Origin of the sequence: Phyllobacterium endophyticum (assembly GCF_003010935.1) — a bacterium.
Taxonomy (GTDB): domain Bacteria; phylum Pseudomonadota; class Alphaproteobacteria; order Rhizobiales; family Rhizobiaceae; genus Phyllobacterium; species Phyllobacterium endophyticum.
On the sequence record NZ_PGGN01000005.1, the window covers coordinates 146,540 to 170,698 of the forward strand.

20 protein-coding genes are annotated in these 24,159 nt (G+C 58.1%); 1 reads left to right on the forward strand and 19 read right to left on the reverse strand.

The features are described 5' to 3' along the window. Window positions 1-40: 40 nt before the first annotated feature. The 18 genes from CU100_RS22350 to CU100_RS22435 all read right to left on the reverse strand — a co-directional run bounded on the left by CU100_RS22350 (window position 41) and on the right by CU100_RS22435 (window position 21,913). Entirely contained in the window at window positions 41-1,462 is a 1,422-nt protein-coding gene (locus CU100_RS22350; protein ID WP_106718840.1) for an MmgE/PrpD family protein, read from the reverse strand. A gap of 144 nt (window positions 1,463-1,606) precedes the next feature. Next, window positions 1,607-2,929, reverse strand: a complete 1,323-nt coding sequence (locus CU100_RS22355) for an NAD(P)/FAD-dependent oxidoreductase (protein WP_106718841.1) — start codon at window positions 2,927-2,929, stop codon at window positions 1,607-1,609. 13 nt (window positions 2,930-2,942) lie between these two features. Further along, a complete protein-coding gene (locus tag CU100_RS22360) occupies window positions 2,943-3,830 on the reverse strand; it encodes an ABC transporter permease (protein ID WP_106718842.1) in 888 nt (295 codons plus the stop codon). A gap of 10 nt (window positions 3,831-3,840) precedes the next feature. After that, window positions 3,841-4,791, reverse strand: coding sequence for an ABC transporter permease (locus CU100_RS22365; protein ID WP_106718843.1), 951 nt, complete (start codon window positions 4,789-4,791; stop codon window positions 3,841-3,843). Window positions 4,792-4,858: 67 nt separating this feature from the next. Then, window positions 4,859-6,535, reverse strand: a complete 1,677-nt coding sequence (locus CU100_RS22370) for a peptide ABC transporter substrate-binding protein (protein ID WP_106718844.1) — start codon at window positions 6,533-6,535, stop codon at window positions 4,859-4,861. Between the two features lie 105 nt (window positions 6,536-6,640). Beyond that, on the reverse strand, window positions 6,641-7,972 hold the full coding sequence (locus tag CU100_RS22375) for an NAD(P)/FAD-dependent oxidoreductase (protein WP_106718845.1): 1,332 nt from the start codon (window positions 7,970-7,972) through the stop codon (window positions 6,641-6,643). A gap of 1 nt (window position 7,973) precedes the next feature. Continuing rightward, window positions 7,974-8,672 carry an SDR family NAD(P)-dependent oxidoreductase gene (locus CU100_RS22380; protein ID WP_106718846.1) on the reverse strand — a complete coding sequence of 233 codons (699 nt, stop codon included), beginning with the start codon at window positions 8,670-8,672 and terminating at the stop codon, window positions 7,974-7,976. Window position 8,673: 1 nt separating this feature from the next. Continuing rightward, window positions 8,674-9,168 carry a MarR family winged helix-turn-helix transcriptional regulator gene (locus CU100_RS22385; protein WP_106718847.1) on the reverse strand — a complete coding sequence of 165 codons (495 nt, stop codon included), beginning with the start codon at window positions 9,166-9,168 and terminating at the stop codon, window positions 8,674-8,676. A gap of 213 nt (window positions 9,169-9,381) precedes the next feature. Then, on the reverse strand, window positions 9,382-11,028 hold the full coding sequence (locus CU100_RS22390; protein ID WP_245419209.1) for an ABC transporter ATP-binding protein: 1,647 nt from the start codon (window positions 11,026-11,028) through the stop codon (window positions 9,382-9,384). A 157-nt stretch (window positions 11,029-11,185) separates the two neighbouring features. Continuing rightward, window positions 11,186-12,151 (reverse strand): bifunctional helix-turn-helix transcriptional regulator/GNAT family N-acetyltransferase, encoded by a 966-nt coding sequence (locus CU100_RS22395; RefSeq protein ID WP_245419200.1) that lies wholly within the window; start codon window positions 12,149-12,151, stop codon window positions 11,186-11,188. Between the two features lie 66 nt (window positions 12,152-12,217). Continuing rightward, window positions 12,218-13,867, reverse strand: a complete 1,650-nt coding sequence (locus CU100_RS22400) for an FAD-binding dehydrogenase (protein WP_106718849.1) — start codon at window positions 13,865-13,867, stop codon at window positions 12,218-12,220. Between the two features lie 175 nt (window positions 13,868-14,042). After that, window positions 14,043-16,580, reverse strand: a complete 2,538-nt coding sequence (locus CU100_RS22405; protein ID WP_106718850.1) for an EAL domain-containing protein — start codon at window positions 16,578-16,580, stop codon at window positions 14,043-14,045. A gap of 174 nt (window positions 16,581-16,754) precedes the next feature. Continuing rightward, a complete protein-coding gene (locus CU100_RS22410; protein ID WP_146141892.1) occupies window positions 16,755-17,039 on the reverse strand; it encodes a helix-turn-helix transcriptional regulator in 285 nt (94 codons plus the stop codon). A gap of 106 nt (window positions 17,040-17,145) precedes the next feature. After that, the gene (locus CU100_RS22415; RefSeq protein WP_106718852.1) at window positions 17,146-17,643 is read right to left on the reverse strand and encodes an arsenate reductase ArsC; all 498 of its coding nucleotides are present in this window, start codon (window positions 17,641-17,643) and stop codon (window positions 17,146-17,148) included. Between the two features lie 97 nt (window positions 17,644-17,740). Further along, entirely contained in the window at window positions 17,741-19,654 is a 1,914-nt protein-coding gene (locus tag CU100_RS22420) for an ABC transporter ATP-binding protein (protein ID WP_106718853.1), read from the reverse strand. Between the two features lie 89 nt (window positions 19,655-19,743). Further along, window positions 19,744-20,106 carry a DUF6481 family protein gene (locus tag CU100_RS22425; RefSeq protein WP_106718854.1) on the reverse strand — a complete coding sequence of 121 codons (363 nt, stop codon included), beginning with the start codon at window positions 20,104-20,106 and terminating at the stop codon, window positions 19,744-19,746. Between the two features lie 126 nt (window positions 20,107-20,232). Continuing rightward, window positions 20,233-20,442, reverse strand: a complete 210-nt coding sequence (locus CU100_RS22430) for a cold-shock protein (protein WP_106718855.1) — start codon at window positions 20,440-20,442, stop codon at window positions 20,233-20,235. A 193-nt stretch (window positions 20,443-20,635) separates the two neighbouring features. After that, window positions 20,636-21,913, reverse strand: coding sequence for a DUF763 domain-containing protein (locus CU100_RS22435; RefSeq protein ID WP_106718856.1), 1,278 nt, complete (start codon window positions 21,911-21,913; stop codon window positions 20,636-20,638). A gap of 118 nt (window positions 21,914-22,031) precedes the next feature. Between CU100_RS22435 and CU100_RS22440 the strand changes: the two genes are divergently transcribed. Next, window positions 22,032-23,198, forward strand: coding sequence for a diphosphate--fructose-6-phosphate 1-phosphotransferase (locus CU100_RS22440; RefSeq protein WP_106718857.1), 1,167 nt, complete (start codon window positions 22,032-22,034; stop codon window positions 23,196-23,198). A 14-nt stretch (window positions 23,199-23,212) separates the two neighbouring features. On the opposite strand, the gene CU100_RS22445 is transcribed toward CU100_RS22440, so the two are convergent. Then, complete coding sequence (locus CU100_RS22445) at window positions 23,213-24,061, reverse strand: sugar phosphate isomerase/epimerase family protein (protein ID WP_106718858.1); 849 nt, start codon at window positions 24,059-24,061, stop codon at window positions 23,213-23,215. Window positions 24,062-24,159: the final 98 nt, after the last annotated feature.

The following is a 24,159-nucleotide window of genomic DNA, read 5'->3' on the forward strand; positions in this document are numbered from 1 at the left end:
CAAGCACCGTTTCTTCAGAACGGTTTTCCCTCTATTCAATTCATCTGGCAGCGAGTTCCCGTTCGCCACTGATCAACGCAATCAATCTCTCGACGTCAGCACCTTTGTCGATATTCTGTACCAATGCCAGAAGTTCGTCCTGGCGAGCGCCATCCACGACACCCTCGGCGCACATGCGGAATTTATCGTGGAGTCCCGCGTCGCTGATGGGATTCGATGGGCCGCCGCGGTAGCGCTCATCGGCCCATTGAACTAGGTTGCGCCCATCCTTGGTAGCCACCTCGATACGGGAGCGGATCTTGTCATAACCCTGCGCATCGATTTCAAGGTCATTGATGATTTCCGTACGCGCCTGCAGGTCCTGCATGGCATCTCCGGCAACGAAGGCGTCCTCGAATTCGTGATGACTGGCGCGGCGGCATAGTACGATCATCGCCAGCAGAGCGGGCATCGAAAATTTGGCCTGCAAATGGTTGCTCGCGATAGGATAGCGAATAGGCTCGATGATATTCTTGCCGGCAAAGAAACGGATACGCTCCACCTCTTGCGGCTTCAGGTCATGATCCAGAACCAGCTTCAGCATCGCATCCATGGATTGATGGGTCAGAATGCCGGAAGGATATGGCTTGATGCTGACGCCGGGCTCAACGATGGTCAAGGGAGCACCGAACCCGTCCGTTGTCTTTGCCTCGTCAAAGCCCTCGCCCATCACCGAGAAGAAACCCCAGGGTCCGTCTAGCGCGGCCGGATCGGCCTCGAAGCCCGCTGCTGCCAGGCGCGCCGCCGTGATGCCGTTTTCGCAGGCGCGCCCGACATGAAGCGGCTTCGTCATGGTGCCGAAATTGACCCTGATGCCAGCGGCGAAGCTCGCGGCCAGCCCGAGCGCATGGGCAAGCTTGCTGCCCGTCAGCCCCAAGAGTTTTGAGGCAGCGACAGCTGCACCGAACGTGCCGACTGTACCGCTCGTGTGATGTCCACGGCGGTAGTGACGCGGCTTCATCCACTCCGCAATCTTGCATTCCACTTCGAACCCGAGTTGAAAGGCGAGCATCAGGTCACGGCCATCGATGTTGTCTTTCTCGCTCGCGATAATCAGCGCAGCGGTAAGGGGCGGAACGGAAGGGTGGGTCAGCAACCCGTATATATGAGCAGGATCGTGGGAAACTTGCGTGTCATCCCAATCATGCGCGTGTCCGGCTGTTCCCCAAACGCGGGCTGCGAGCGAGGCGGGCACTCTCGCCGCGCCGTTCCCCGGCAAGGGTGCATCTTCACTCCCACCTTGCGCAAGCGCATCCTTGACCAGGATGCTCACTGATGCTTCGCGACTGCCGGCGAGATAGAGACCGACCGTATCGATCATGCAGCGGCGGCCAATGGCAAGCGCCTCTTCCGGCAGGTCCTCGTAGGTCGTGCGTTCGATGAAACGTAGGGCCTGGGCCGTTATGGCGGAAGTTGGATTCACGCGTCTACTCTCCTGATTGTGCAAAATCGGGCTTTTTGCCAAGTCCCAATCCTTTGAACGCTAGGATGTAGAATGTTAATTGTCAACAATGATTGTAAATTGTCGACAATTACATATCGTCCAAAAGGCGCGTAGGCGTCTTGATCAGGCGTGCGGTGGCAAAGCCGCGCGGTCCCGCTTGGCGGTAAGCCAATCTCTCACGCGATAGTAGCGTAGTGTCAGTTGCGGCCCAAAACTCATATAGAAGGGTGCTGCCGTCAGGGGTTCGAGCTTGATGGCCAAGTCTCTGCCAGGCACACCCAGCGCCCATTCCGACAAAATACCGCCAAGCATGCTCCCTGTCGGAACGCCACGACCGGAAAGGCCGGTAAGTGCAACGACGCCGGGCGCGAGATCATACAGTCTCGGAATAGTGCGATATTGCATATCCAGATCACCGAACCAAAAGAAATCCCAGTGTATCTCTTGACGGATTTGCGGGTGAAGCCATCTGAGCCGGTCAGTCATCACCTGTTTTGTATAGGCAATGTCCTTGCCTCGTCTCCCCATCGGGAACATCGATGCCACGACCCGTCCCTCGGCATTGTACTTATAAACGAAAATGTCCCCGCGCCCGTCGTGGATCGTGGTATTTTGCGGCAAGACGCTCGACCGAAGGTCCTTCGGCAGCGGCTCCGTCGCTGCAACGAATACGCGCTGGATTTTGAACGTGGTGTCGAGGCGGGGCCAGCCACCGACCGTATAGGCGCCGGTCCCGAATATCACCTTGTCTGCAATGACACTGCCTTGGGGCGTGTTGACCGACCATCCTTGGCCCTCGCGCTCAACCTTGGTTACAGGCGATTGCGTGTGAATTGCGCCACCCTCGGAAATCACGGCCCGTGCAAGTCCGCGCGCATAGCCAAGTGCATTGAGATGCCCGGCTTCGGCGTGAAACCAGCCGCCGTGGAAACGCGGGCTGCCGGTGATCGCTTCGACCCCGCGCTTGTCCAGAACCCGCGTCCTGGCACCAACTGCGTTATAGTCTCTCGTCTTCTCTTCGATGCCTTTCATCGCACTTGGCGAATGGGCACCCATCACATAACCGTTTTGCTGCCATTCGCACTCGATCTTATACTGAGAGATCATCTCGGAGACCCGGTCGTTAGCCCTGGTTTGGCGCTGTATCAATCGCTCCGCCCATGGCTCTCCAAGCATCTTGCGAAGTTCGGGCAGACTATAGTGCGTGAATGTCGGGGTGCAGTGTCCGGCATTGCGGCCGGAGCCGCCAAACCCGATCTCCTTTGCCTCCAGCAAAACGACCTTCACGCCCGAACGCGCGAGTTGCAGCGCGGTCGTCAAACCGGTGTAACCACCGCCGACGATACAGACATCCGCCCGGATCGTGCCGGTCAAGTGCGCGGTTTCCGGCGCGGGTGCGGCCGTCGCATACCAGAGCGTTGCTTCGAAGGAGGAGAGTTTCGGCATCGATCTCCCTTTCCTAGTTCAGATCGCTACGGGCATCGAGCGCATCGCGCAGGCCATCGCCAATAAAATTAAAGCTGGTCACGGCAAGCGTGATCGCCACACCCGGAATAATGGCGAGCCAGGGTGCGGACTGCAGATATTGTTGCGCACCGTTGAGCATATTGCCCCAGCTCGGCAGGGGAGGCTGAATGCCATAGCCGAGAAAACTCACATAGGCCTCAAGGAGTATCGCCCTCGCCACAGTAAGTGTAGCCGCGACGATGATTGGTCCCATCGCGTTCGGCAGAAGTTCGCGAAACATGATCCAGCGGTTGCTGAGCCCGAGCATGCGCGCTGCCATGATGAAATCCCGCTCGCGCAGTGAACGCACCTCGGCCTCGACGATGCGTGCGACTTCCATCCAGCTTGTGATCGCGATGATGACCGTGATCATGATCGGACTGGGTTTGATGAACGCGGCCAGGGCGAGAAGCAGAAAGATGCTTGGGAAAGACAGGACCGCGTCGACGAACCGCATCAGAACAGTGCCGATCCGTCCGCCGTAATAACCGGCAACCACACCGATCGTTGCACCGATGAGCGTGCTCAGGACCATGGCAGCGAAACCCACCAGCATCGAAATCCTGCCTGCCATCAACAGGCGGGCAGCAAGATCGCGCCCCAGGGGATCGGTGCCGAGAAAATGATATCCGGTCAGCGGCGGCGAAAAGCGTGCGCGCAGATCGATATAAAGATCATTGTAGGGCAGAAGGTAGGGACCGATGATGCAGGCAAGCGTGAGGATGATCACCATCACCACGCCGAGTGCAGCGAGCCTGTGCCGGACGAACCGCCGGAAGGTGCGGCTGTTCCACCACGCGGATTTGACGGAGATGGCGCCGGGTGTTGAGGAAACGGACATCGCGAACCCCCTATGTCAGCCGGATGCGCGGGTCGACGAATGCCGTAAGCAAGTCTGCCGCTAGATTGCTGAGAAGAACGAGAATGGCCGAGAACATCAGGAGGCCCATCACCACGGGATAGTCCTGATAGCCCAGGCTGTCGAGGAACAGACGCCCCATCCCCGGCCAGGTGAATACTGTCTCCGTCACGAGAGCTCCCCCGAGGAGCGTCGGCACCTGCAAGCCAGCCAGCGTTATCATCGGCAGCAATGCATTGCCGACCACATGCTTCATCAGGACCCGGCGCGGCGTCATGCCCTTGGCCCGGGCCGTGCGGACGAAATCCTGGTTAATCACATCAAGCGTCGCCGTTCGCATGTAGCGGCTCCAGACCGCCACATCGACAAGTGCCAGAACCATGGCCGGCATGATCAGGTGAACGGCGTAATCCAGGAACGAACCATTTCCGATCGTGTACATATTGCCTGCCGGCAGCCAGCCAAGCTTCAGCGAAAAAATGTAGATTGCAACCAGGCCGAACCAGAATGTCGGGATGGATAACGCGACCATGGCGCCAACCGTAGCGGCATAGTCGAAGATCGAATAGCGCTTCGTCGCACCCTTGATACCAACCCAGGTACCGATCGTGACCGAGATGACCGTTGCCGTGCCCATGAGCAGCAGCGTCGCTCCGAAGTGCCCGCTGATGACATCGAGAACCGGACGGCTGTCGCGGAAGGAGCGTCCCCAATCGCCGCGAAGCAACCGCCAGAACCAGTCCGCATATTGCACGATCAGAGGCCGGTCGAGACCCATTTGCGCCGAGATCCGGTCAAGGTCGGCCTGGGTCATGCCCGGCGTCAGCGCAAATTGCGACAGCGGGCCACCGGGCGCCAGATTGAGCACGGCGAAGCCGATCATGGATACCAGCACGAGCAGCACGAGGCTTTGCCCGAGCCTGTTCAATATGTATCGCGTCATTGCAACGATCTCCGGTAGCGGTTCGAAGGCTGGACGGGCCGGGATTGTCGCCCCGGCCCTTTCGATCCTATGCCTCTTCCCAGTACCAGGACCCGACGTTCCAGGAATCGATGCGATTGTTCACGTTGGGGGTGAAGCCGGTCATGCCCTTCTTGCGCCCCCGAATGGTCGCGTACTGGAAAATCGGCAGGAACGGCAATTCGGAGCGGATGATCTCCTGTATCTTGAGATAGGACTTCTTGCGCTCTTCCGGCACGAAAACCTGTCCACCCTCGGCAAGAAGCTTGTCGACTTCGGGGTTGGAGTACTGCCACGTGTTCTGGCCCGCCCCTCCCTTCGCATTGATCGAGCTTGTCAGGAAATAGTCCGATGTGTCGGGATCGGGTCCCGTGAGAAAGTCGAGACCCACGACGACGGAATCGAATTTCGACTGCATCCAGTATTCGCCCCACATGACTGCCGGCGGCAGGTTGGAGATTGTCATCTCCACGCCGACATCCTTGAACGATTGCTGCATGAACTGCTGCACCTGTTCGCGAATGTGATTGCCTGCCGTGGTCGAGTTGGAGAACGAAAGCCGCACCCCATCCTTGGCGCGGATACCGTCTTCGCCCGGTTTCCAGCCGGCATCGTCCAGCAGTTTCTTGGCTTTCTCGATGTCGAATTCATGCTTGGGCAGATCGGGATTGAAGTAGAAGGATTGCTGCGGCATGTAGGTTTCCGTCGGTGCCGGCAAACCATAGTAGAGAGCGTCGATGATGGTTGTCTTGTCGAGCGCATGATAGAGCGCCTGACGAACGGCAGGATCCTTGAACTGCGGCTTTTCCATATTGAAAGTGACCGACTCGACCGTCCCTCCGGGAACCACCTGCACCGTCTTGCCTTCCAGCGCCTTGGCCTCGTCGTAATGATCGGGCGTGATCCATTGCAGGCCGGTGACATCGATATCGCCGGTCTTGAACTGGGTATAGAGTACTGTGAGATCCGGAATGTATTTGTAGATTACCCGTTCCAGATAAGGACCCTCTCCATAGTAATCCGTGTTTGCAGCGAGTTCGATATGATCGCCCGCAACCCGTTCGACCCATTTGAACGGCCCCGTGCCAACAGGTGCGTTGTTGAAGGGTGCGGTATTCCTGTCTTTTTCCGGCTCGAGAATATGCTTGGGGACGATGAAGGTCGCGGCCAGGATCGAAGCATAAGGCGCGTAGGGCTTTTCCATCCGCCAGGTGATTTCCGTCGGCGAGACAACCTTGATGTCGCGAACCTGATCATGGCCCGCCCGACGCGCGCTGCGGAAGTCCTTGTCGACGACGAGGTCGAGCGTGAATTTTACGTCCTCGGCGGTAAACGGCTTGCCGTCATGCCACTTCACGCCGTCGCGCAGTTTCACCTTCCAGTTGAGGCCGTCGGCGGAGATACCGCCATTGTCCACTGTCGGAACCTCGACAGCGAGCGCCGGTGTGAACTTGCCTTCCGGGTCGACGTTGAACAGCGGGTCGAAGACACTGAAATGGATACCTTCGTCCACTTCGATATGCAGCATGTGCGGGTTGAAAACCGTTGGCTCCTGCGAGAAACCGATGATGACCTGGCCCTTGGGAGCCGAGGGCGGAGCAGCATAAGCCTTGTCACGCCCGAGGATGCCCGGCATGACGAGACCAGTTGCACCAACGACGCCCATCATCGCCAATGCCTGGCGCCTGGTTGGGTGGAGAATTGAATTTCGATGCTTATCAGACATTGTCGTTTCCCTTCTTTATTGGTTTGTTCAATGTACCAGTCTGCATTCTATCTGCCGTTCGGCAGAGCATTCTCGTTACCGCGTGGCTCCTCAACCACGCCGATCTCAGAACCCGCTGAGCGGCCGCACCTTCGTGCCGTCGCTGAAGCGGGAAAAACGGAAATCCGTCGGGTCGACGACGGGCGAGCGGCCGGTTACGATATCCGCCATCAGGCGGCCTGCCGCCGGCCCGATGCCGAACCCATGCCCTGAAAACCCGGTTGCGATGTGAAAGCCCGGAATCTGGTCCACTGCGGAAATCACGGGAATAGCATCGGGTGTGACGTCGATATAGCCAGCCCAGCGCTGGGCAATCTCGGCCTTGTTGAAGACCGGAAAGGCAGCCTTGAGCCCGTTGAACGCTTTGTTCGACATGTCCAGCGAAGGCTTGGGGTCGAGCACCCTGTTATATTCGAACGGACTTGCCTCATCCATGTTCCAGCGCGCCGGCATGCGCGCTTCTTCGAAGAAGCGGCCGCCAAACCGGAATGACAGGGAGCTCCATTCCATTTTGAGCGCGGGAAGAAAATTCAGCGCGTAGCGGAAGGATTTCGGTACGATATCGACGATGTTCTCGTGCCCGGACGCAATCGTGTAGCCGCCATCCTGGCGCTTGCGTATGGCGAAGTCCTTGGACCAGAGAGCGGCCTCCGGCCCGCCTTCCAGCGGCTTCGTCCGCAGTACGGTGTTCATCACCTTCAGTTGCGGCAGGTCTATTCCATAGAGGCCGCAGAAGAGATTGGACCAGGCGCCGCCGGCGAGAACGACAGCGTCGCAGGCGATGCGGCCGCGCTCGGTAACGACACCGGAGACCTTGCCGCCGGACGTTTCGATGCCGCGCACTGCGCATTCGGTGAGGATCGCCGCCCCTTTGTCGCGCGCAGCTTCAGCCACGGCCGGGGCGGCCTTTTGCGGTTCGGCGCGGCCGTCGGCAGGCGTGTAGAGGGCACCCTTGAGTTTCATGTTGCCGCCGGGCAGGAGCGCGTCGAGTTCAGCGCCGCTGACCATCCTGCTCGGCAGTTGATAGCCCTCGAGATTCTTGCCCCAGCTTTCATGCTCTTCATAGGATTTGTCGTCGGGGCAGGCGAATATGATGCCGGCACGCTTGTAGCCCGTGTCGCGGCCCAGCCGTTTGTCGAAACCCGACCAGATGCGCAGCGCCTCGGCCATGAGCGGCACTTCGCGCGGATCGCGCCTGGAAATGCGTACCCAGCCCCAATTGCGGCTCGATTGTTCCTGGCCGATGCCTCCCTTTTCGCACAGCGCCACCTTTTGGCCGCGCTCGGCAAGTTCCAGCGCTGTCGAGGTGCCGATAATACCGCCACCGATAACAACAACGTCGACTTTTTCAGGCAGGTTTTCGTCGCCGTTAACGCGCACGACATAAGGACCGGGCATTTTAATAGGATTCCTCTAACTGGCAGTTGATGGTGAATTCGGCGACGCTCGCCTCATTGGGAAGGTCGAGCAGCATTACAGCGATCCGGCCGATGTCGTCGGGATCGGTCATGAGTTCATCGGGGCGGTTGGTCAGGGCCCGTGCCATGTCCGTTGCGACAAAACCCGGACATAGCGCCGTTGCGCGTATGCCAAGGTCCCAGCCCGCGTGGCGAATGCCGTGTGCAAGCGCGACGGCACCGAACTTGGAGATGGAGTAGAGGCCGGCCCCCGCGGATTTGACGCGCTTGCCGGAGAGCGAACCGAGTATGATCACGCGGCCCCGGCCACTCTTGCCGAGGGCGTCCCAGGCTGCCGCAGCCAAGCGGCGCGGTGCTTTGACATTGACTGCCAGCATCGCATCGAGCTCGCTGTCATCGGCTTCGATGACGTTCTTCGGGATCATGATGCCGGCGTTGGCGATAACCGCGTCGATCCGCCCGAACTTCGACAATGCCCGCTTTGCCCATTCGGCCTCCGCCGATGGGTCATCGGCATCGTAGGAAACCAGTTGCACGCGTTCCGGATCAGCCCAGTCCGGCAATTGCGGTTTGCGCATTCCGAGGGATAAACGCCATCCCGCAGCGCCAAGAAGACGGGCAATCGCTTCGCCTATCCCCCTGTTTGCCCCCGATATCAAAACGACGCGTTCTTCGCTCATATCAATGTTGCTCCCCCGTCATCCCAACCATCTTCCGGTATGCACGCCGCAATATGTCCATGACTTGCGCCTGCTCCTCTTCGGCAATGAACGAGAAGAAATCCTTTGATTGTTCGGTGACGATCGGCCGGATGGTTGCGGCAAGCTCGGCGCCTTTCGGCGTCACGAACAGCTCGTGTGCACGTCGCTCGCGTTCTGACGTTTGCCGTGTCAGCAAGCCATGCTCTATCATCTGGTCGATGAGACGTCCCATGGCCGACCGATCCTTCATGATGATCTGCGCAATGACCGAAGGCCGAATACCCGGATGGCTGTCAACAAGCAGAAGCGTGGTGATCTTGCCTGTGCCGCGCGCCACATCGTATCCCTCCAGGCGCTCGTCCAGGTCGCGGGACACCGCGATGTTCATCGTGCGGATGTAGAAACTCAACGTATTCTCGAGCACGTCCAGATCGACATGTTCGATCGTCGTCGGCTTTGGAGTTACCTTCGGCATTGGGCAAATTCCTTCGGTTCCCGACACGTTCCGATACGTCCAGGCTTCCAAGGCTTGTAAATTGGTTATGCAGCTTTCAATTCACATGCTTCGGCAAATAGTGGACAAATGCAACTATTTTTTTGTGTCAGCTTGCAGGAATAAGACGTGAACAGGGAAATTGCCCGTTTGACAGGCCAAACGGGCGCTTGACGGGCACTGAGAGCCCGATTTTCAGGCAGCCGGTTCCCATTGGCTGCCTGGAATAGCCGAGACCAGCCGCTGCGTATATGCGTGCGCCGGGTTGCGGAAGATTTGCGAGGGCGGTCCGAATTCGACTATTTCGCCGCGATACATGACCGCGATGTCGTCGCAAATCTGGCTTGCCACGCGCAAATCATGGGTGATGAAGATTATCGCCACATCAAGCAGTTTCTGAATCTTGGTCAAGAGTTCGAGAATCTGTGCCTGTATGGAAACATCGAGCGCCGACACCGCCTCATCGGCAACGAGGAGCACAGGGTCGAACATCAGCGCACGGGCAATGCCAATGCGTTGCCGCTGCCCTCCAGAGAACTCATGGGGATAGCGGTCGTATGCGCCTTCATCCAGGCCGACAAGTTCAAGAAGCTGCACCGCCTTGGCCCTGGCATCGACGGCACTGACGCCGTGCGCCATCGGCCCGACGACAAGAATCTGTCCGATCGTGTGACGGGGATTGAGCGACGCGAAGGGGTCCTGGAAGATCATCTGGATATATGGCCGCATGGACCGGAATTGATCGGCATTCAGCGGGGCGATGTCCTGTCCATTGAACAGTATCTTGCCGCCATCCGCATCCATCAGTTTGAGAAGAACACGCCCAAGCGAAGATTTTCCGGAACCCGATTCACCGACCACACCCAATGTGCGCCCTTTGCGGATGCTGAAACTCACATCATTGACCGCGTGGACCTGACGGCCTTTCGTGAAGAAACCGCCGCCGCTCGTATAGATCTTGTTGAGCTTCTGCACGTCGAGCACGACAGGGGTTTGTGCATCGCTCGCCCTGTCCTTGTCGCGCATGCGCGGAACGGCCGCTGTGAGGCGTTGCGTATAAGGATGCACTGGATGATTGAGCACGTCATCCGCTTTTCCCTGCTCCACGATCTTGCCTTTCTCCATCACGACAACGCGGTCTGCTATCTCGGCAACAACGCCGAAATCATGTGTGATGAACATGACACTCATGTGCTTGTCGCGCTGAATCTTGCGGATCAGTTCAAGGATCTGCGCCTGCGTCGTCACGTCGAGTGCCGTCGTCGGCTCATCGGCAATCAGGACGTCCGGGCCGAGCGCCAGGGCCATTGCTATCATGACCCGCTGGCGTTGTCCGCCGGACAGCCGGAAGGGATATTGATGCTGCATGAGAAGCGGGTCTGGCAGACCGACCTCGACAAGCAGGTCGAGCACGGCCTTTGCGCGGCTTTGCGGCGTGCCGACATTATGCACTTCCATGACCTCGGCGATCTGTGAGCCGATCGTCATCAGCGGATTGAGCGCGGAAAGCGGATCCTGGAAAATGATCGAAACAGCGCGGCCGCGAAGTTCGCGCACATCCGCTTCCCTGGCCTTGAGGATGTCCATGCCCTTGAAGCGGATTGCTCCATTGCTGGGACGGATGGAAGATGGCAGCAGGCCCATGATGGCATTGGCGGTGACGGACTTTCCGGAACCTGACTCGCCGATGATGCACAGGATTTCTCCGGAGCAGAGCTCGAAAGAAATGTCTTCGACCGCGTAGCGGCGCTCCATTCCCTTGGGAAGGTCGATCGTCAGATTTTCAACTGAAAGGATGGCATCTCCTTTGACGATCGTGCTGATCCGGTCTGCATTCGTCATCACTCCGGCAATCCTTTCTGGTTTGATAAGTCCCCGATTCCCTGCTTCCATCGTGGCGATGAAGGCGCTGCATTGCAGCAACATGCGCGATTGGATCGTAGATTACAACGATGTCTCGCCTGTCGGTCTGCATCGGCCGGGTTCAATGTGACAGCATCTACTTGTCAGGCGCCCCGCCCGGCCGAAGATCCAGCACCCAGGTCTGACCCACCAGATCCTGGCCAAAGGAATGATGTTTTTCCTCGTCCACAAGCTGAAATCCCGCTGCCTCATAGATGCGCCGGGCCGAGATCAGAATGTCGTTCGTCCAGAGTTTGATCTTGTGGTAGCCGAGTTCGCGCGCTCGATCGATACACATTGCGACGAGGGTTCGGCCGATACCAAGACAGCGGGCACTGGGTTCGACATAGAGCAGCCGCAATTGCGCGACCATGGAATCGTCGCTCTGAACGAGGAATATCGAGCCTGCGATAGACCCCGCATACTCGGCGATCCACGCCGCCTCGCGTGCCGGCTCGAAGGTCGTCACGAACTTGGACAGGATTTCCGCAACCAGCGCTTCATAGGTCCAGTCCAGACCATATTCCTCATGGTAGAGCACCGCTTGCCGGTGGATGACCCAGCCAAGATCGCCGGGGCGCGGGCTGCGATACGTCACCTTGTCCGGCGTCTGGTCCGTGTCGATAATGCTGCGTATCTGACGCATGGAAGAAATCAGCCGCCCGCGTTCATTGTCGTTGAGGGGAGCCAAAATGCGTTCGATCTGAAGTTGCGAACGCCGGTTCAGGCCCGAAAAAACCTCCTGGCCCGCTGGCGTCAGAGCGATGAGCCGCTGCCTGCCATGGGTTGAACTGGCACGAACGCGCACGAGCTTGCGCTTTTCGAAACGCGCCACGATGCGGCTGAGATGAGCCTTGTCCATCTGAAGGCTCCGGCCGAGATCGGCGGCTGTCTGCTCGCCATTGTTTGCCAGTTCGTAGAGCACCCGGCCCTCGGCCAAAGTGTAGTCGCTAGCAAGCAGATGCTTGTCGAGCAGTCCGATTTCCCTCGTGAAAAAGCGGTTGAAACTGCGGAATTCATCAACGGCACTCATGTGAAACCTCAATGTTGTCAGTGACAACATCTTATGCATCCTCTCATGGGATCGCAAGCCGGAAATGCGGACACAAGCTGGCTAGGTGAAGTCCGGTTATACTGCCTTGGCCGCGGCTCTACCGGCGGTCCGGCCCGAAAAGATGCAGCCGCCCAGAAAAGTTCCTTCGAGCGAATTATAGCCATGCATGCCGCCGCCGCCGAAACCCGCCGCCTCCCCCGCTGCATAGATACCGGGCAACGGTTCCCCATCCGCCTTCAGGACGCGTGCACTCAAATCCGTCTCAATGCCGCCAAGCGATTTACGTGTCAGGACGTTGAGGCGCACCGCGATCAAAGGTCCATGCCTGGGATCGAGAATCTTGTGTGGCGGGACCACGCGAACCAGCCTGTCGCCGATATAGTTGCGGGCACCCCTTATCGCGGTGATCTGCGCGTCCTTTGTATATGGATTGTCGATCTCGCGATCACGGGCGATGATCTGAGCCTTCAACTTCTCTGCATGGATCAGGTTGTCGCCTGTCAAGGCGTTCATGCGGCGGACGAGTTCGGAAAAGTCCTTTTCCACGATGAAATCCTCTCCATTGTCGAGAAAGGCCTGGACTGGAGCCGGGACGCCACCCAGCGCACGCTTCAGTACCTGTCTCCAGCTTTTTGAGGTGAAGTCGGGGTTCTGCTCGGAGCCGGAAAGCGTGAACTCCTTTTTGACGATGGTCTGGTTCAGCACGAACCAGGAATAGTCAAAGCCGCTCTTCATCACATGGTCTAGCGTTGACAGCGTATCGAAGCCTGGCAGGCATGGCGCCGGCATACGGTTGCCCAGCGCGTCGAACCATAGCGATGACGGCCCCGGCAGAATACGGATGGCGTGCTTGGTCCAGATCGGGTTCCAGTTGTTCACACCTTCGACATAGTGCCACATGCGGTCCTCGTTGATGAGATGCGCTCCCGCCTTCTGTGCAACGCCCAGCATCAACCCATCCACATGGTCCGGCACGCCGCAGATGAGATGTTTCGGCTTTCCGAGCCGGGCGGGCCAGTTCTTGCGCACGAGATCATGGTTGCCGCCGATGCCGCCGCTGCAGACGATGATCGCCTGGGCCTTCAGGGAAAAGCTTCCGATGACACTGCGCGAGCTTGGCTCGCTGCGCTGGACATCGCTCGGCTGCAGAATTTCGCCATCGACCGTATCGAGCGCCCCCGCACTGGTGGCGAGTGCCGTTACCCGGTGCCGGAAGCGAAAAGCCAGGAGCCCGCTCTCCTCGGCTTCCCGTGCCCGCCGTACAAACGGCTCGACGACCCCAAGCCCCGTGCCCCACGTGATATGAAACCGGGGCACCGAGTTGCCGTGGCCAGTCGCGAGCGATCCACCGCGTTCGGCCCAGCCGACGACCGGAAACCAGCGCATGCCCTGCGCGTGCAGCCAGCTGCGTTTTTCACCCGCTGCAAAATCGACATAGGCCTCCGCCCACCGCCGCGGCCAGTGATCCTCCTCCCGGTCGAATCGGGCCGACCCCATCCAGTCCTGCAGGGCGAGTTCGTGCGAGTCCCTGATGCGCAATCGACGCTGCTCGGGAGAATCGACGAAGAACAATCCGCCGAAGGAACGCCACGCCTGGCCGCCGAGCGTTTGCTCCGGCTCCTGGTCGAGAATGATCACCTTCTTGCCGGCGTCCGTCAGTTCGGTAGCCGCAACAAGCCCCGCGAGGCCAGCACCTATGATAATTGCATCCGCATCATAATTCATTTTGCCGATCCTTTGGCTAACGCATCGTCGAGATCAATATTCGCGGGAGTTTGAAGTGAAAAAAGTAGAACTGGAAACAAAAGCTTCGGCTCTTGCACAAGAATCTGGGTTTTTGGCGTAGGTTTAACTACCCGTGGTTGAAGATTAAGTGCAGCCGGTTGTTTTCCGTGTTTGGCTAGGGTGCTTCCGCACTTTCCAAACGGCTCAAAAGTGCTTCGAGCGGCTGCGGTCGATGGAAAAGAAAACCTTGCCCATAGCCTATTCCGAGAGATTTCAGGATGTCCACCGCCTGCGCATCCTCGATGTGTTCCGCGATGACATCGACGCCCAATTCCCGCGCAATGCCTCCTATGGAAGCAACGACGGCTTGATCGAGGCGGCTATCTGAAAGCCTTTCAATAAAGGCGCCGTCGATCTTGATACTGTCGACCTTGAAATGATGTAAATAACCAAATGAACTCAGGCCAGTACCAAAATCGTCCAGACTTATACGGCATCCTGATGCACGTGCCTCCCGGACGAAGTGTTCGGCAGCTTCGTAATTGTTGATGGCAGTAGTTTCCGTAATTTCGAATATCAAGCGCGACGGGGCCACGCCGGTCTTCTCCATCGCTGCTTGTAGAAAGGGCCAAAGCGTCGGGTCGCTTATCGTATTTGCTGAAAGATTAATGGCGATGGACACATTTTCCATGTCCATGACCTTCAAACCATAAGTCTCGAGCGTATGCTGGATGATCCACCGGTCCACTATACCCATGAGCCCGAAGCGCTCGGCAGCCGGTATGAACTCGGCTGGAGCAATGATGTTTCCGTCGTCGCCGGTCATCCGCGACAGTATTTCGATACAGATACCATCATCGCTTGTGTTTGATATCGCTCTGATCTCCTGTCCATAGACCTCAAGTCTACCTTCGGACAGGGCCTCCAGGATACCTGACGCAGCCTGTATACTTGCCAGGTTCTGTCGCGCGGCACCCGTTGCTATATTATAAACTGCGCTTCGATTACGTCCTTCAGCCTTGGCCGCGTAGCAGGCAGCGTCGGCACGCGCGATCGCCTCGGCTAGCGTGACCCCGGGTTCATCGAGCGCCGCAATCCCGATGCTTGCGCCGATGTTCTGGATTTTTCCGCCCCAAGGCAGCCGGATGGTCCGGATTTCATCGATCAGCCGCTCCGCAGTCTCTTCCGCCTCGTCAAAGCTGGCAATTGGCAGGAGCGCAGCGAACTCATCACCGCCCAAGCGCCCGATGATGGCGGTCGCCGGCAAGGCCGTGTTCATGCTCGACGTCGCCAGTTTGAGCAAGGCATCGCCCGCCGCATGGCCGAGCGTGTCGTTGACCATCTTGAACCGGTCGAGATCGATATAAAGCAGTGCGTGCAACGTGTTTCCGCCACTTCGCTCCATCAGCGAAGATGCCGCCGCCTCGAATGCGGTACGATTAAGGAGCCCCGTCAAGGCGTCGTGCGTTGCAGCGTGGGAAAGCTCCCGCTGAAGATTTCGGGCGGTGGTCACGTCCTGAAGCACCAGCACCGAACCGGTTATCGCACCCGCAAGATCAAAGAGCGGAGAGGCGATATCCCTCAGGGAGCGTCGCATTCCGTCGGAACGGATAAAGACCACGTTTTCCCCGCCTTCAATCGTCTCGCCAAGCTGCATTGCCCGGCTGGTCGTAGAGGGAAGTGCGTTGGCTGTCGCTTCATCAACAAGGTTCAATACTTCATCCAGCTGCGAACCGACGAGATCATCGGCGTCGCGCTGAAGTAATTTTTCTGCGGCAGGATTGGCAAACGTAATATTGTTATCGACGTCAGTAGTCAGCACTGCGTCGCCGATCGATTGAAGTGTTATCCGGTAAAGATCTTTTTCCCGGGCAAGTGCTTCTGCATTCAGCACCTCCTCCGTAATATCCCAGATACTCCCCATCAGCATATCGGGCATCGTCGCGTGCCGGACCAGCCGGGCGAGCGCAAAGACGTGCCGTATCTCGCCGTCAGGCTTGACGATACGATAGCTGGTCTTCATCGGTTCGCCGGTTTCAAACGTGGACTCTATCTCGCGCTCTGCCCTCGCCGCATCGTCCGGATGCAGCAGGTTATGCCAGGTTGCACGAGGAACTTCCTCAGGTCCCGGACCGATGCCGAAGATCTCACGCATGCGCCGGTCCCACAACACCGTTTCGGTCTCGATATTGAAGTGCCACAACCCGACCTGACCAGCATCCAGCGCCAGCTGGATGCGCTCGTTCAGCAGCGTCAGCTGATGTTCGGCGTTCTTCTGGTCGCTTATATCGGTTTGGACCCCGATCATCCTTGACGGATTACCGTTCTCATCCCATTCCACTACGCGGCCCCGGTCCAGAACCCAGACCCAGTGACCATCCTTGTGGCGCAACCGAAACTCCGTTTCTATCTGCGGAATTTCGCCGGATATGTGCCGTTCCCCGCTTTCGATTGCCCGCTGCCTGTCATCAGGATGGATGAGCGTCAGCCAAAGATCACTCCGATCGCCAAGTTCGTCTTCACGATAGCCCAGCATTCTTTTCCATGTGGGAGAGTAATAGCATTGACCAGTGACAAGGTTGGAATCCCAGACACCCAAACCGGCGGATTCAAGCGCGAAGCTCCACCGGTTGGCCTCGGCATCAGCGGGCGTTATGGAAGGTCCTGAGTGCAGGCGAATATTCCGAACGTCAGTCATGGCCGAAACTAACATGAAAAGCAGAAAAAGACAGTTAATGTGTTCGTTAGACAAAGGCTAAAGCCGCCCGCTATTTGATGGCTACTTTCGCGGCTATGGCTCTATGCCTCATCGAACCGGTCGATGCAGCCCCACGTTCGCTCAACCGGGGGACGGATCAAGATAGACGTCGATTTTTTGCTCACACAGCTACGCCGATGCCTGAAAACTTTCCTGGTATCGTTGCCATCTCAACTGTAGCACGAACCAGAGTTCGGGCATGATACCGAGTGTCCGGTCTATGCACGTGGCTATATCAAGTGTAATTGGATGTTGACCCGCAATAATTGCGTCGACGATTGCAACCGGCACCTCGATGCGCCGTGCGAACTCTTCAGTTGTAAGACCATGGGCTTCGATGCATTCACGCAAATGCTCGCCCGGATGGATCGCCCAGTGCGGCGTCCAGCGGTTTGCCGGTGTCTTCATCATCATTGCCGATCAGGTTGATTCGAGTATCCGGAGGATGACGTAAGGGCATGTCACGCGGATGAAGAAATCATGGCGCAAAAACGGCGATGGACCACAAGCCGGCCGGCAGCTAAGTTGATCTGCCGATTTCATCGACGTGACGCTGAACGCTCAGGCGATCCAGCGATGAGAATGGAAGATTGATGAAAATCTTCAGTCGACGGTCCAATTCCATCATCGTACGGGAAAATGCTTGCTTTCGCTCCCATGGCTCGCCCTCGGCGCGCAGAGGATCAGGTGATTCCCAATGCGCCGTAACAGGTACGCCTGGCCACTCGGGCATCGGCTCGCCTGCAGCATCGTCGTGCAGCGTGAAAACGAAGTCCAGGTTTCGGGCACCTTCGAGGCCAAATTCGCGATAATGCTTGGGCCTGAGATTATCCACAGGGAAACCGGTTTGCTGAAGAAGCTCCCTTGTCTCGGGATCTATCGCGTTTGCCGGCTCCACACCAGCGCTGTAAGCCTGAAAGTTTGGTTGTCCGATCCGGTTAAGTATGGCTTCCGCAATCATGCTGCGTGCGGAATTCCGATGTGAGAGGAACAGGACGTGGAAAATCTTATCGTTCACGGCTCATCTCCTTCTTCTATGCAGCGATTCTTGGACGTAGCATGTTACAGAAATGTGACAGCGGAGTGAGAGCATGTTTGTGGGATAGATTCGGACGCTACCGATAGCCCGCCGCCTGCAACTCGAAGAGCTCGGCGTATCGGCCCTCCTGGGCAAGGAGTTCTTCATGGGTGCCAGCCGCCTCCACCTTGCCATCGGCAAGTACGAGAATACGGTCGGCCATGCGCACACTGGAAAATCGGTGCGAAATGAGGATCGCTGTCTTGCCTTCACTGAGTTCCTTGAAGCGGCGAAACACTTCGAACTCCGCACGGGCATCAAGCGCCGCAGTCGGCTCATCCAGAATCAAGACTTCCGCCTCGCGCATATAGGCCCTGGCGATGGCGATCTTCTGCCACTCACCGCCTGACAGTTCGACGCCGTTCTTGAACCTCTTGCCAATCATCTGCTCGTACTTGCCTGGTAGTCTGGCAATGACACCATCCGCCTGGCTTCGCGACGCCGCCTTCGATATCCGCTCATGGTCGTCGCGATGAGTGATCCTGCCGACCGCGATATTATCGGAAGCACTGAGATTATAACGGACGAAATCCTGGAAAATCACACCCATATTGCCGCGCAATGCCTCAAGATCGTATTCGCGCAAATCATGGCCGTCGAGCAGGATCCGGCCTTCGTCGGGATCGTAGAGGCGAGTCAGAAGCTTCACCAAAGTCGTCTTTCCGGCACCATTTTCACCAACCAGGGCGACCACTTCACCGGCTTGCAACGTGAAGCTGAGATGGCGCACTGCCCAGCTTTCGGCACCGGGATAAATGAAACCGACGTCTTCAAAGACGAACCCCTGACTGATTGGATGGGGGAACGGACGCGGATTTTGCGGCGAGAGGATCTCGGGTTTGACCTGAAAGAAAGCAAACAGATCGTCCAGATAAAGTGCCTGTCCCGCCGTGCTGGAGAAACTTGACAAAAGACCTTCCAGCAGCGTCCGCAGGCGCCGGAACGAACCTGCGAGAAAGGTCAGGTCGCCAATCGAAAACTCCCCGCCAAGCGTGCGCAGGACGATGTACGCGTAGGCCAGGTAATAGCCCACCGTACCCATGGCGGTGAAGACACCGCCCCAACCGGCGCGGCGGAGTGCAAGCTTGCGATTAGCCGCATAGAAGTCCGTGGCGAGCCGCACGTAACGGTCGATCAGAAAGCTGTGGAGGCCGAAAATCTTGACCTCCTTTGCCGTTTCGACACTCGCTGCCGTCTGGCGAACATAATCGAGTTCCCGCCTCTCGGGCGTGCGGACAAAATCCAGCGAGTAGCTTTGCGCGTTGAAATGCGCTTCGCCCAGGAAGGCCGGCACCAATGCAAGAAGCAGGAGCACAATGAGCCAGGGCGCATAAACGAGAAGCCCTGCGGCAAAACTTGCCACCGTCACCATGTCCTGGGCCTGGCTGAGCAATTGCCCCATCAAGGTCATGCGGCCACTGGACTGGCGGCGGGCCCGCTCGAGTTGATCCTGGAATTCGGCGTCCTCGAAATCCTCCAGGTCGAGTGTCGCTGCGTGCTGCATCAACCGAACGCTCGAGACGTTGGAGACGCGTTCCGACAGGAGGCTGTCTATCAGGGAGACGACGCGGCCCAGAATATCCGACAGAACGGCCAATGCGAATTCCGCAAGAAGGAGGAGACCCAGCCAGTTCAGCAAGCCGCTATTGACCCATTGCGACAGCGTTTGCGGCTTGTCCGGCACCTGCACCAGCAGCACGACATCATCGATGATGAGCTTGCCGACGAAGAGAGTGGCAATCGGCAGCAGCGCGCGCGCCAAGCGCAGGGCGAGTGAAGCCGAAGCGAGGTACGGACTCGTGCGCCACACCATCAACAGGAATGGCCACAGATTCTTCAGTGCGCCGAAACGTTCGCGGAAGGTCCGGATCTCCGGCAAAGGCGGGCCTCCCGGCGCTCGCCCGGGCGCCCCGCGCGGAACCCGTCCGCCACTGCTATAGCTCCTCGGCATACGACAACAATCCTGTATTCTGTCAGGCCTTGTCAATCGGCGCAGTCAGAGGACTGGCGACAAGCAACTAAAGGGAGATTATTCAGGTCTCAACGCTGCTTGGCCTTGCGGGCGGCATAGCGGCGGTCACGTTCCGCCTTGCGTTCAGCTTCATCGGCAAGCACACGTGCGACATGCCTGTTTGCTTCGATCTTGGCAGCTTCGGCTTCGGCGAGGGCGGCTGCGGCAAGTTCTTCTGCTTCTGCCTGCTTTCGAGCCAACTCCTCTTGCGCTAACCGCTCTTTTTCCGCACGCCGTACTTCGCGCGCTGCAACGATTGCTTCCCGCTCGGCACGTTTTGCCACCATCTCGGGATCAGTCGGCTTGGGCGCATTATCGAACTTCTTGAGTAGAAGTTTCTTTGCGTCGGCTGCAGCAGTGCGGCGCTCAGCCAATTCTTTAAGATTTTTCAACCGGTGGTCATCCTTGTTGTATTATAGCTGGCTCAACCAGCATGAATTGAAAAGGCCAGGCATAGACCTGGCCTTCGTTGTCAACTAGACGCTTGGGTAGGTCCAGAGAGTTCATTGATTGCTGACTTAGGCAGCGCTCAACTGATCGGCCGACATCTTGCCTGACTTCTTGTCACGCACGAGCTCGTAGCTGATCTTCTGGCCATCATTAAGGCTACGCAACCCGGCGCGTTCAACAGCAGAAATGTGTACGAACACGTCTGCGCCGCCGTCTTCAGGTTGAATAAAACCAAAACCTTTTGTGGAATTGAACCATTTAACTGTGCCTGTGGCCATATTAAGCCCTCCCTGCCAACTTCAACTTGGGACCGCGCACCTTGCACGATCACCGCTCTTATCGAGTTTTGACGAGAAGGTAGAAGCGTTTGCACGCGAAAAACTTCGACAATCAAAAATTCAACGCAGCTTTTATAGAATTGAATCCACATTGTTTCAACTCGGTTTGCGCAAAACAATTTTCCGCGAGGTTTCACCCGATTTTCTTGTCTGTTTTTGCATGGTATTCGGCAGGCGCCGGCTCCCAGCCAAAAACGCTGCGGCCGCCGAGTGACGCGGAGCGGTCAAACTCACCGGCAATGATTTCCTTGAGATCGGGCCCGGTTGCATAGCGTTCAAGCTGCCGGGATTGATTGTCGAGTCGTTGGAGCGCTTGCAGTTGTTCCTCACGTCCGAGCTTGCCTTTCTGCACCGCAGACTTGAGCACGTTGATCGTCTCGTCATAGACTTTAAGCGGCACCGGGAACGGATGCCGGTCCTTGCCTCCATGGGCCAGCGAAAAGCGGGCGGGATCGGAGAAACGGCAAGGCGCGCCATGGAGCACCTCCGCAACCAGAGCGAGCGCCTTGACTGTACGCGCGCCGACGCCCGGTACCAGAAGCAGATCTTCGAAGTCAGCCGGGCCACGTTCGGTCGCCGCTGCAAGATTTCCGTGCAGGCGCCGCATGATCACGTCGCTCTCACGCACGTCATGGTGTGCCGGCATGATCAGGTGCGGCAGCATGGGTTGCGCGAGCTCTTCGACAGGTCGGGACTGGTGTTCGGGTTCGAACGCTGCAACCTCTCGCACGATCCCGTCAGGGCCAAGATCCCTCAGCAGGTCGAGTTGTCCGCGCCGCGAGGCAACGGCACGCTCGTCCGCAAGGTTGATGATCCGGCCCTGCTCTCTGCCTTCGATAGCGCTGTGGGGCGAATTGACAAAGCTTGTCAGTCCTTCTGACAGCCAGTGATAACGCCGCGCCTGCCGGCTGTCGCCGTTCATGCCCTGCTGAACAACAACCCATTTCCCATCGTCAGTGACAATGAACCCGTGGAGATAGAGATCAAAACCGTCCTGTACGGCTGCACTGTCGACCTTGGCGACCAGCCGGCTGACCCTCGCAAGCGCCAGGCCGTCGATACCGACGCGTTCACCGATTGCGGCAAGTTCATCGGGTGTCTTGCGCGAGTGCGTACCGCGCCCGCCGCACACATGGACGCCGAGTTCGCGCGACAAAGGCGTCAATCCGCGTTTCAGGGCCCCGATGACGCTGGTGGTTATCCCCGACGAGTGCCAATCCATTCCCATGATCGCGCCGAATGACTGGAACCAGTAGGGATGTGAAAGACGGCGTAAAAGTTCATCGCGGCCGTAATGGTGAATGATCGCCTCGCATATGACCGCACCAAGCCGGGTCATGCGGTCGCCGAGCCATTTCGGAACCCGGCCATTGTGCAAGGGAAGATCGGCGCTGCCTGCCCGTTGTGCCATGAATGAACGTTAATCTCCTTCGATACTGTTATATAGTGCATGCGGTCAAATATTGGTATCATTCCAGTTGATCCGGCGACCCGGCTTTCCCGAAACCAGCACACCGAAAGAATTGAAGATGACCGAGACGTTCGTAATTGCGCAGGGCGGCGGGCCGACTGCCGTTATAAACCAGACTTTGGCCGGCGCCGCGCTCGAAGCGCGAAAGCGCCATCCCGGTTCGCGTGTACTGGGTGCGCTACACGGCGTTCGCGGCATTCGCGATGGAAATTACGTCGACCTTTCTGCTTTGAGCGAGCAACAACTCCGCCTAGTCGCCGCCACCCCGAGCGCAGCACTCGGAAGCACGCGCGACAAGCCTGATGCCGCCTATTGCGAGACGGTTCTCGCTGGTCTTCACAAGGTGGGGGCGACCGCTTTCATCTATATTGGCGGCAACGATACCGCGGGGACCCAGCAAATTCTCGCGGAGGCGGCCGGCAAGGACATCGCCTTTGTCCACGCTCCCAAAACGATCGACAATGATCTGGTCGAAAACGACCATACGCCAGGGTTCATATCGGCCGCTGAGTTCATCGCAGGAGCCTTTCTCAGTGTCGACCTCGACTTCCGTGCCTTGCCCGGCATCTATGTCGGCATTGTCATGGGCCGCCATGCGGGCTTTCTCACCGCGGCGGCAGCCGCATGGCAACAGGACGAGGACAGCGAACCTCATTTGGTCTATGTCCCCGAAAGGGCATTTTCACCCGCACGATTCATCGATGATGTGCGCGAGGTGACGAGCCGTCACGGGCGCTGCATCGTGGCCGTGTCGGAAGGCGTAACCGCGGAAGACGGACGGTCCGTGGTCGAGAATCTGGTTCCGCCGGACCGTCTCGAACGCGATGCGCACGGCAATGTCCGTCTATCTGGCGGCGATCTCGGCATGACGATCGAACAACTGATTCACGACGGGCTGCCCGGCGCAAGAGCCAGGGTGGATACATTTGGCTATCTGCCACGCGGCAACGTGGCTACGATCAACGACACGGACGCTCGCGAGGCCTTCCAGGCCGGTGTCTTTGCCGTCGAGGCGGCGGCGCGGGGCGGCGGATCCGTGGCCTTGCAATACGCACACGGGATCACGCGGCCTCAACTGGTGCCGCTCGCCGATGTAGCGGGGAAGACGAAGCACCTGCCGGACGATTTCCTGCTGACCGACAGCAACCGGATCTCCGCAAAATGCAAAGCCTATCTGGAGCGATTGCTGCCACGCAGGTTCGAAGTCGCGAAACCCTTCGTTTAACAGCCGGGCCTCGATCAAAGCAGGCCGTATTGAACGGCCTTGTTGCGCAGGAAAGGTAAACCCTCGCCCATCACTTGTTCTTCGTCCCTCGCTACGGGGCGCCAGACGGCGAGACCATAGGCCAGTTCGGGTGGCATATTGACAAAACTCTCCATGGCCAATCCGCCTTTGAAGCCGATGGCGGCAAGAGCGGCATAAATCTCGTTCCACGGAATATTGCCATATCCCGGCGTGCCGCGATCGCTTTCGGAGAGGTGAATATATTTGAGATGCTCTCTCGCCTCGAGGATACCGTTGGCCGCGCCTTTTTCCTCGATGTTCATGTGGTAGGTATCGAGATGGACAAAGACGTTCGTGGCCCCGACGCGTTCCAGAAGATCGACAGCCTGGCGGCCTGTATTGATGAGATGATTTTCATAGCGGTTGACTGGCTCGATACCGAGTTCAAGGCCACGGGTCTTGGCATGTCGGGCAGCAGCCTGCAGAACCCGCGCAACATTGTCATATTCCGCCGAGGTTGGCGGGACACCCGTTCGCTCGCCGATCCCGCCATAGATGACGCCCGAAAGCGCCTCCGCCCCTATGTCTGCGCTCTTGTCGATGGCGACGGTGAGGTAGTCGATGGCAGCCTGAGGTCGGACCGACGCCCAGGCGGTTTCGGGTAAACCCAGCGAGCAGACCGCCCGCAATCGATGCTTCTCCAGCAAGGCGCGGGAATGAGCGGCGTCGACTGCCGGCGCATTCAACAGCGCTATTTCAATAAAATCCATCTTGTACTTGACGGCCGCCGCTATCGCCCTCTCTGCACCCGCACGATCCCATTGCATCGTCCACATGCTGGTGTGCACACCAAAACCTTCCATGCAGTCCTCCTCCCGCACCGATGATTTCGGTAGAGTAGTGGATTTCAAACTATTCCACCACCAGCCTAGCGCCAACTGCCGCGCAAATGTTCCAGTCC

Bases quoted from the DNA above. Each gene is read 5' to 3' on its own strand.
- CU100_RS22365 (WP_106718843.1), bottom strand. From the start codon at position 4,791: ATGACGCGATACATATTGAACAGGCTCGGGCAAAGCCTCGTGCTGCTC.
- CU100_RS22400 (WP_106718849.1), bottom strand. From the start codon at position 13,867: ATGAATTATGATGCGGATGCAATTATCATAGGTGCTGGCCTCGCGGGG.
- CU100_RS22395 (WP_245419200.1), bottom strand. From the start codon at position 12,151: ATGTTGTCACTGACAACATTGAGGTTTCACATGAGTGCCGTTGATGAA.
- CU100_RS22355 (WP_106718841.1), bottom strand. From the start codon at position 2,929: ATGCCGAAACTCTCCTCCTTCGAAGCAACGCTCTGGTATGCGACGGCC.
- CU100_RS22360 (WP_106718842.1), bottom strand. From the start codon at position 3,830: ATGTCCGTTTCCTCAACACCCGGCGCCATCTCCGTCAAATCCGCGTGG.
- CU100_RS22380 (WP_106718846.1), bottom strand. From the start codon at position 8,672: ATGAGCGAAGAACGCGTCGTTTTGATATCGGGGGCAAACAGGGGGATA.
- CU100_RS22445 (WP_106718858.1), bottom strand. From the start codon at position 24,061: ATGGAAGGTTTTGGTGTGCACACCAGCATGTGGACGATGCAATGGGAT.
- CU100_RS22430 (WP_106718855.1), bottom strand. From the start codon at position 20,442: ATGGCCACAGGCACAGTTAAATGGTTCAATTCCACAAAAGGTTTTGGT.
- CU100_RS22435 (WP_106718856.1), bottom strand. From the start codon at position 21,913: ATGGCACAACGGGCAGGCAGCGCCGATCTTCCCTTGCACAATGGCCGG.
- CU100_RS22405 (WP_106718850.1), bottom strand. From the start codon at position 16,580: ATGTTAGTTTCGGCCATGACTGACGTTCGGAATATTCGCCTGCACTCA.
- CU100_RS22370 (WP_106718844.1), bottom strand. From the start codon at position 6,535: ATGTCTGATAAGCATCGAAATTCAATTCTCCACCCAACCAGGCGCCAG.
- CU100_RS22410 (WP_146141892.1), bottom strand. From the start codon at position 17,039: ATGATGATGAAGACACCGGCAAACCGCTGGACGCCGCACTGGGCGATC.
- CU100_RS22420 (WP_106718853.1), bottom strand. From the start codon at position 19,654: ATGCCGAGGAGCTATAGCAGTGGCGGACGGGTTCCGCGCGGGGCGCCC.
- CU100_RS22385 (WP_106718847.1), bottom strand. From the start codon at position 9,168: ATGCCGAAGGTAACTCCAAAGCCGACGACGATCGAACATGTCGATCTG.
- CU100_RS22440 (WP_106718857.1), top strand. From the start codon at position 22,032: ATGACCGAGACGTTCGTAATTGCGCAGGGCGGCGGGCCGACTGCCGTT.
- CU100_RS22375 (WP_106718845.1), bottom strand. From the start codon at position 7,972: ATGCCCGGTCCTTATGTCGTGCGCGTTAACGGCGACGAAAACCTGCCT.
- CU100_RS22390 (WP_245419209.1), bottom strand. From the start codon at position 11,028: ATGACGAATGCAGACCGGATCAGCACGATCGTCAAAGGAGATGCCATC.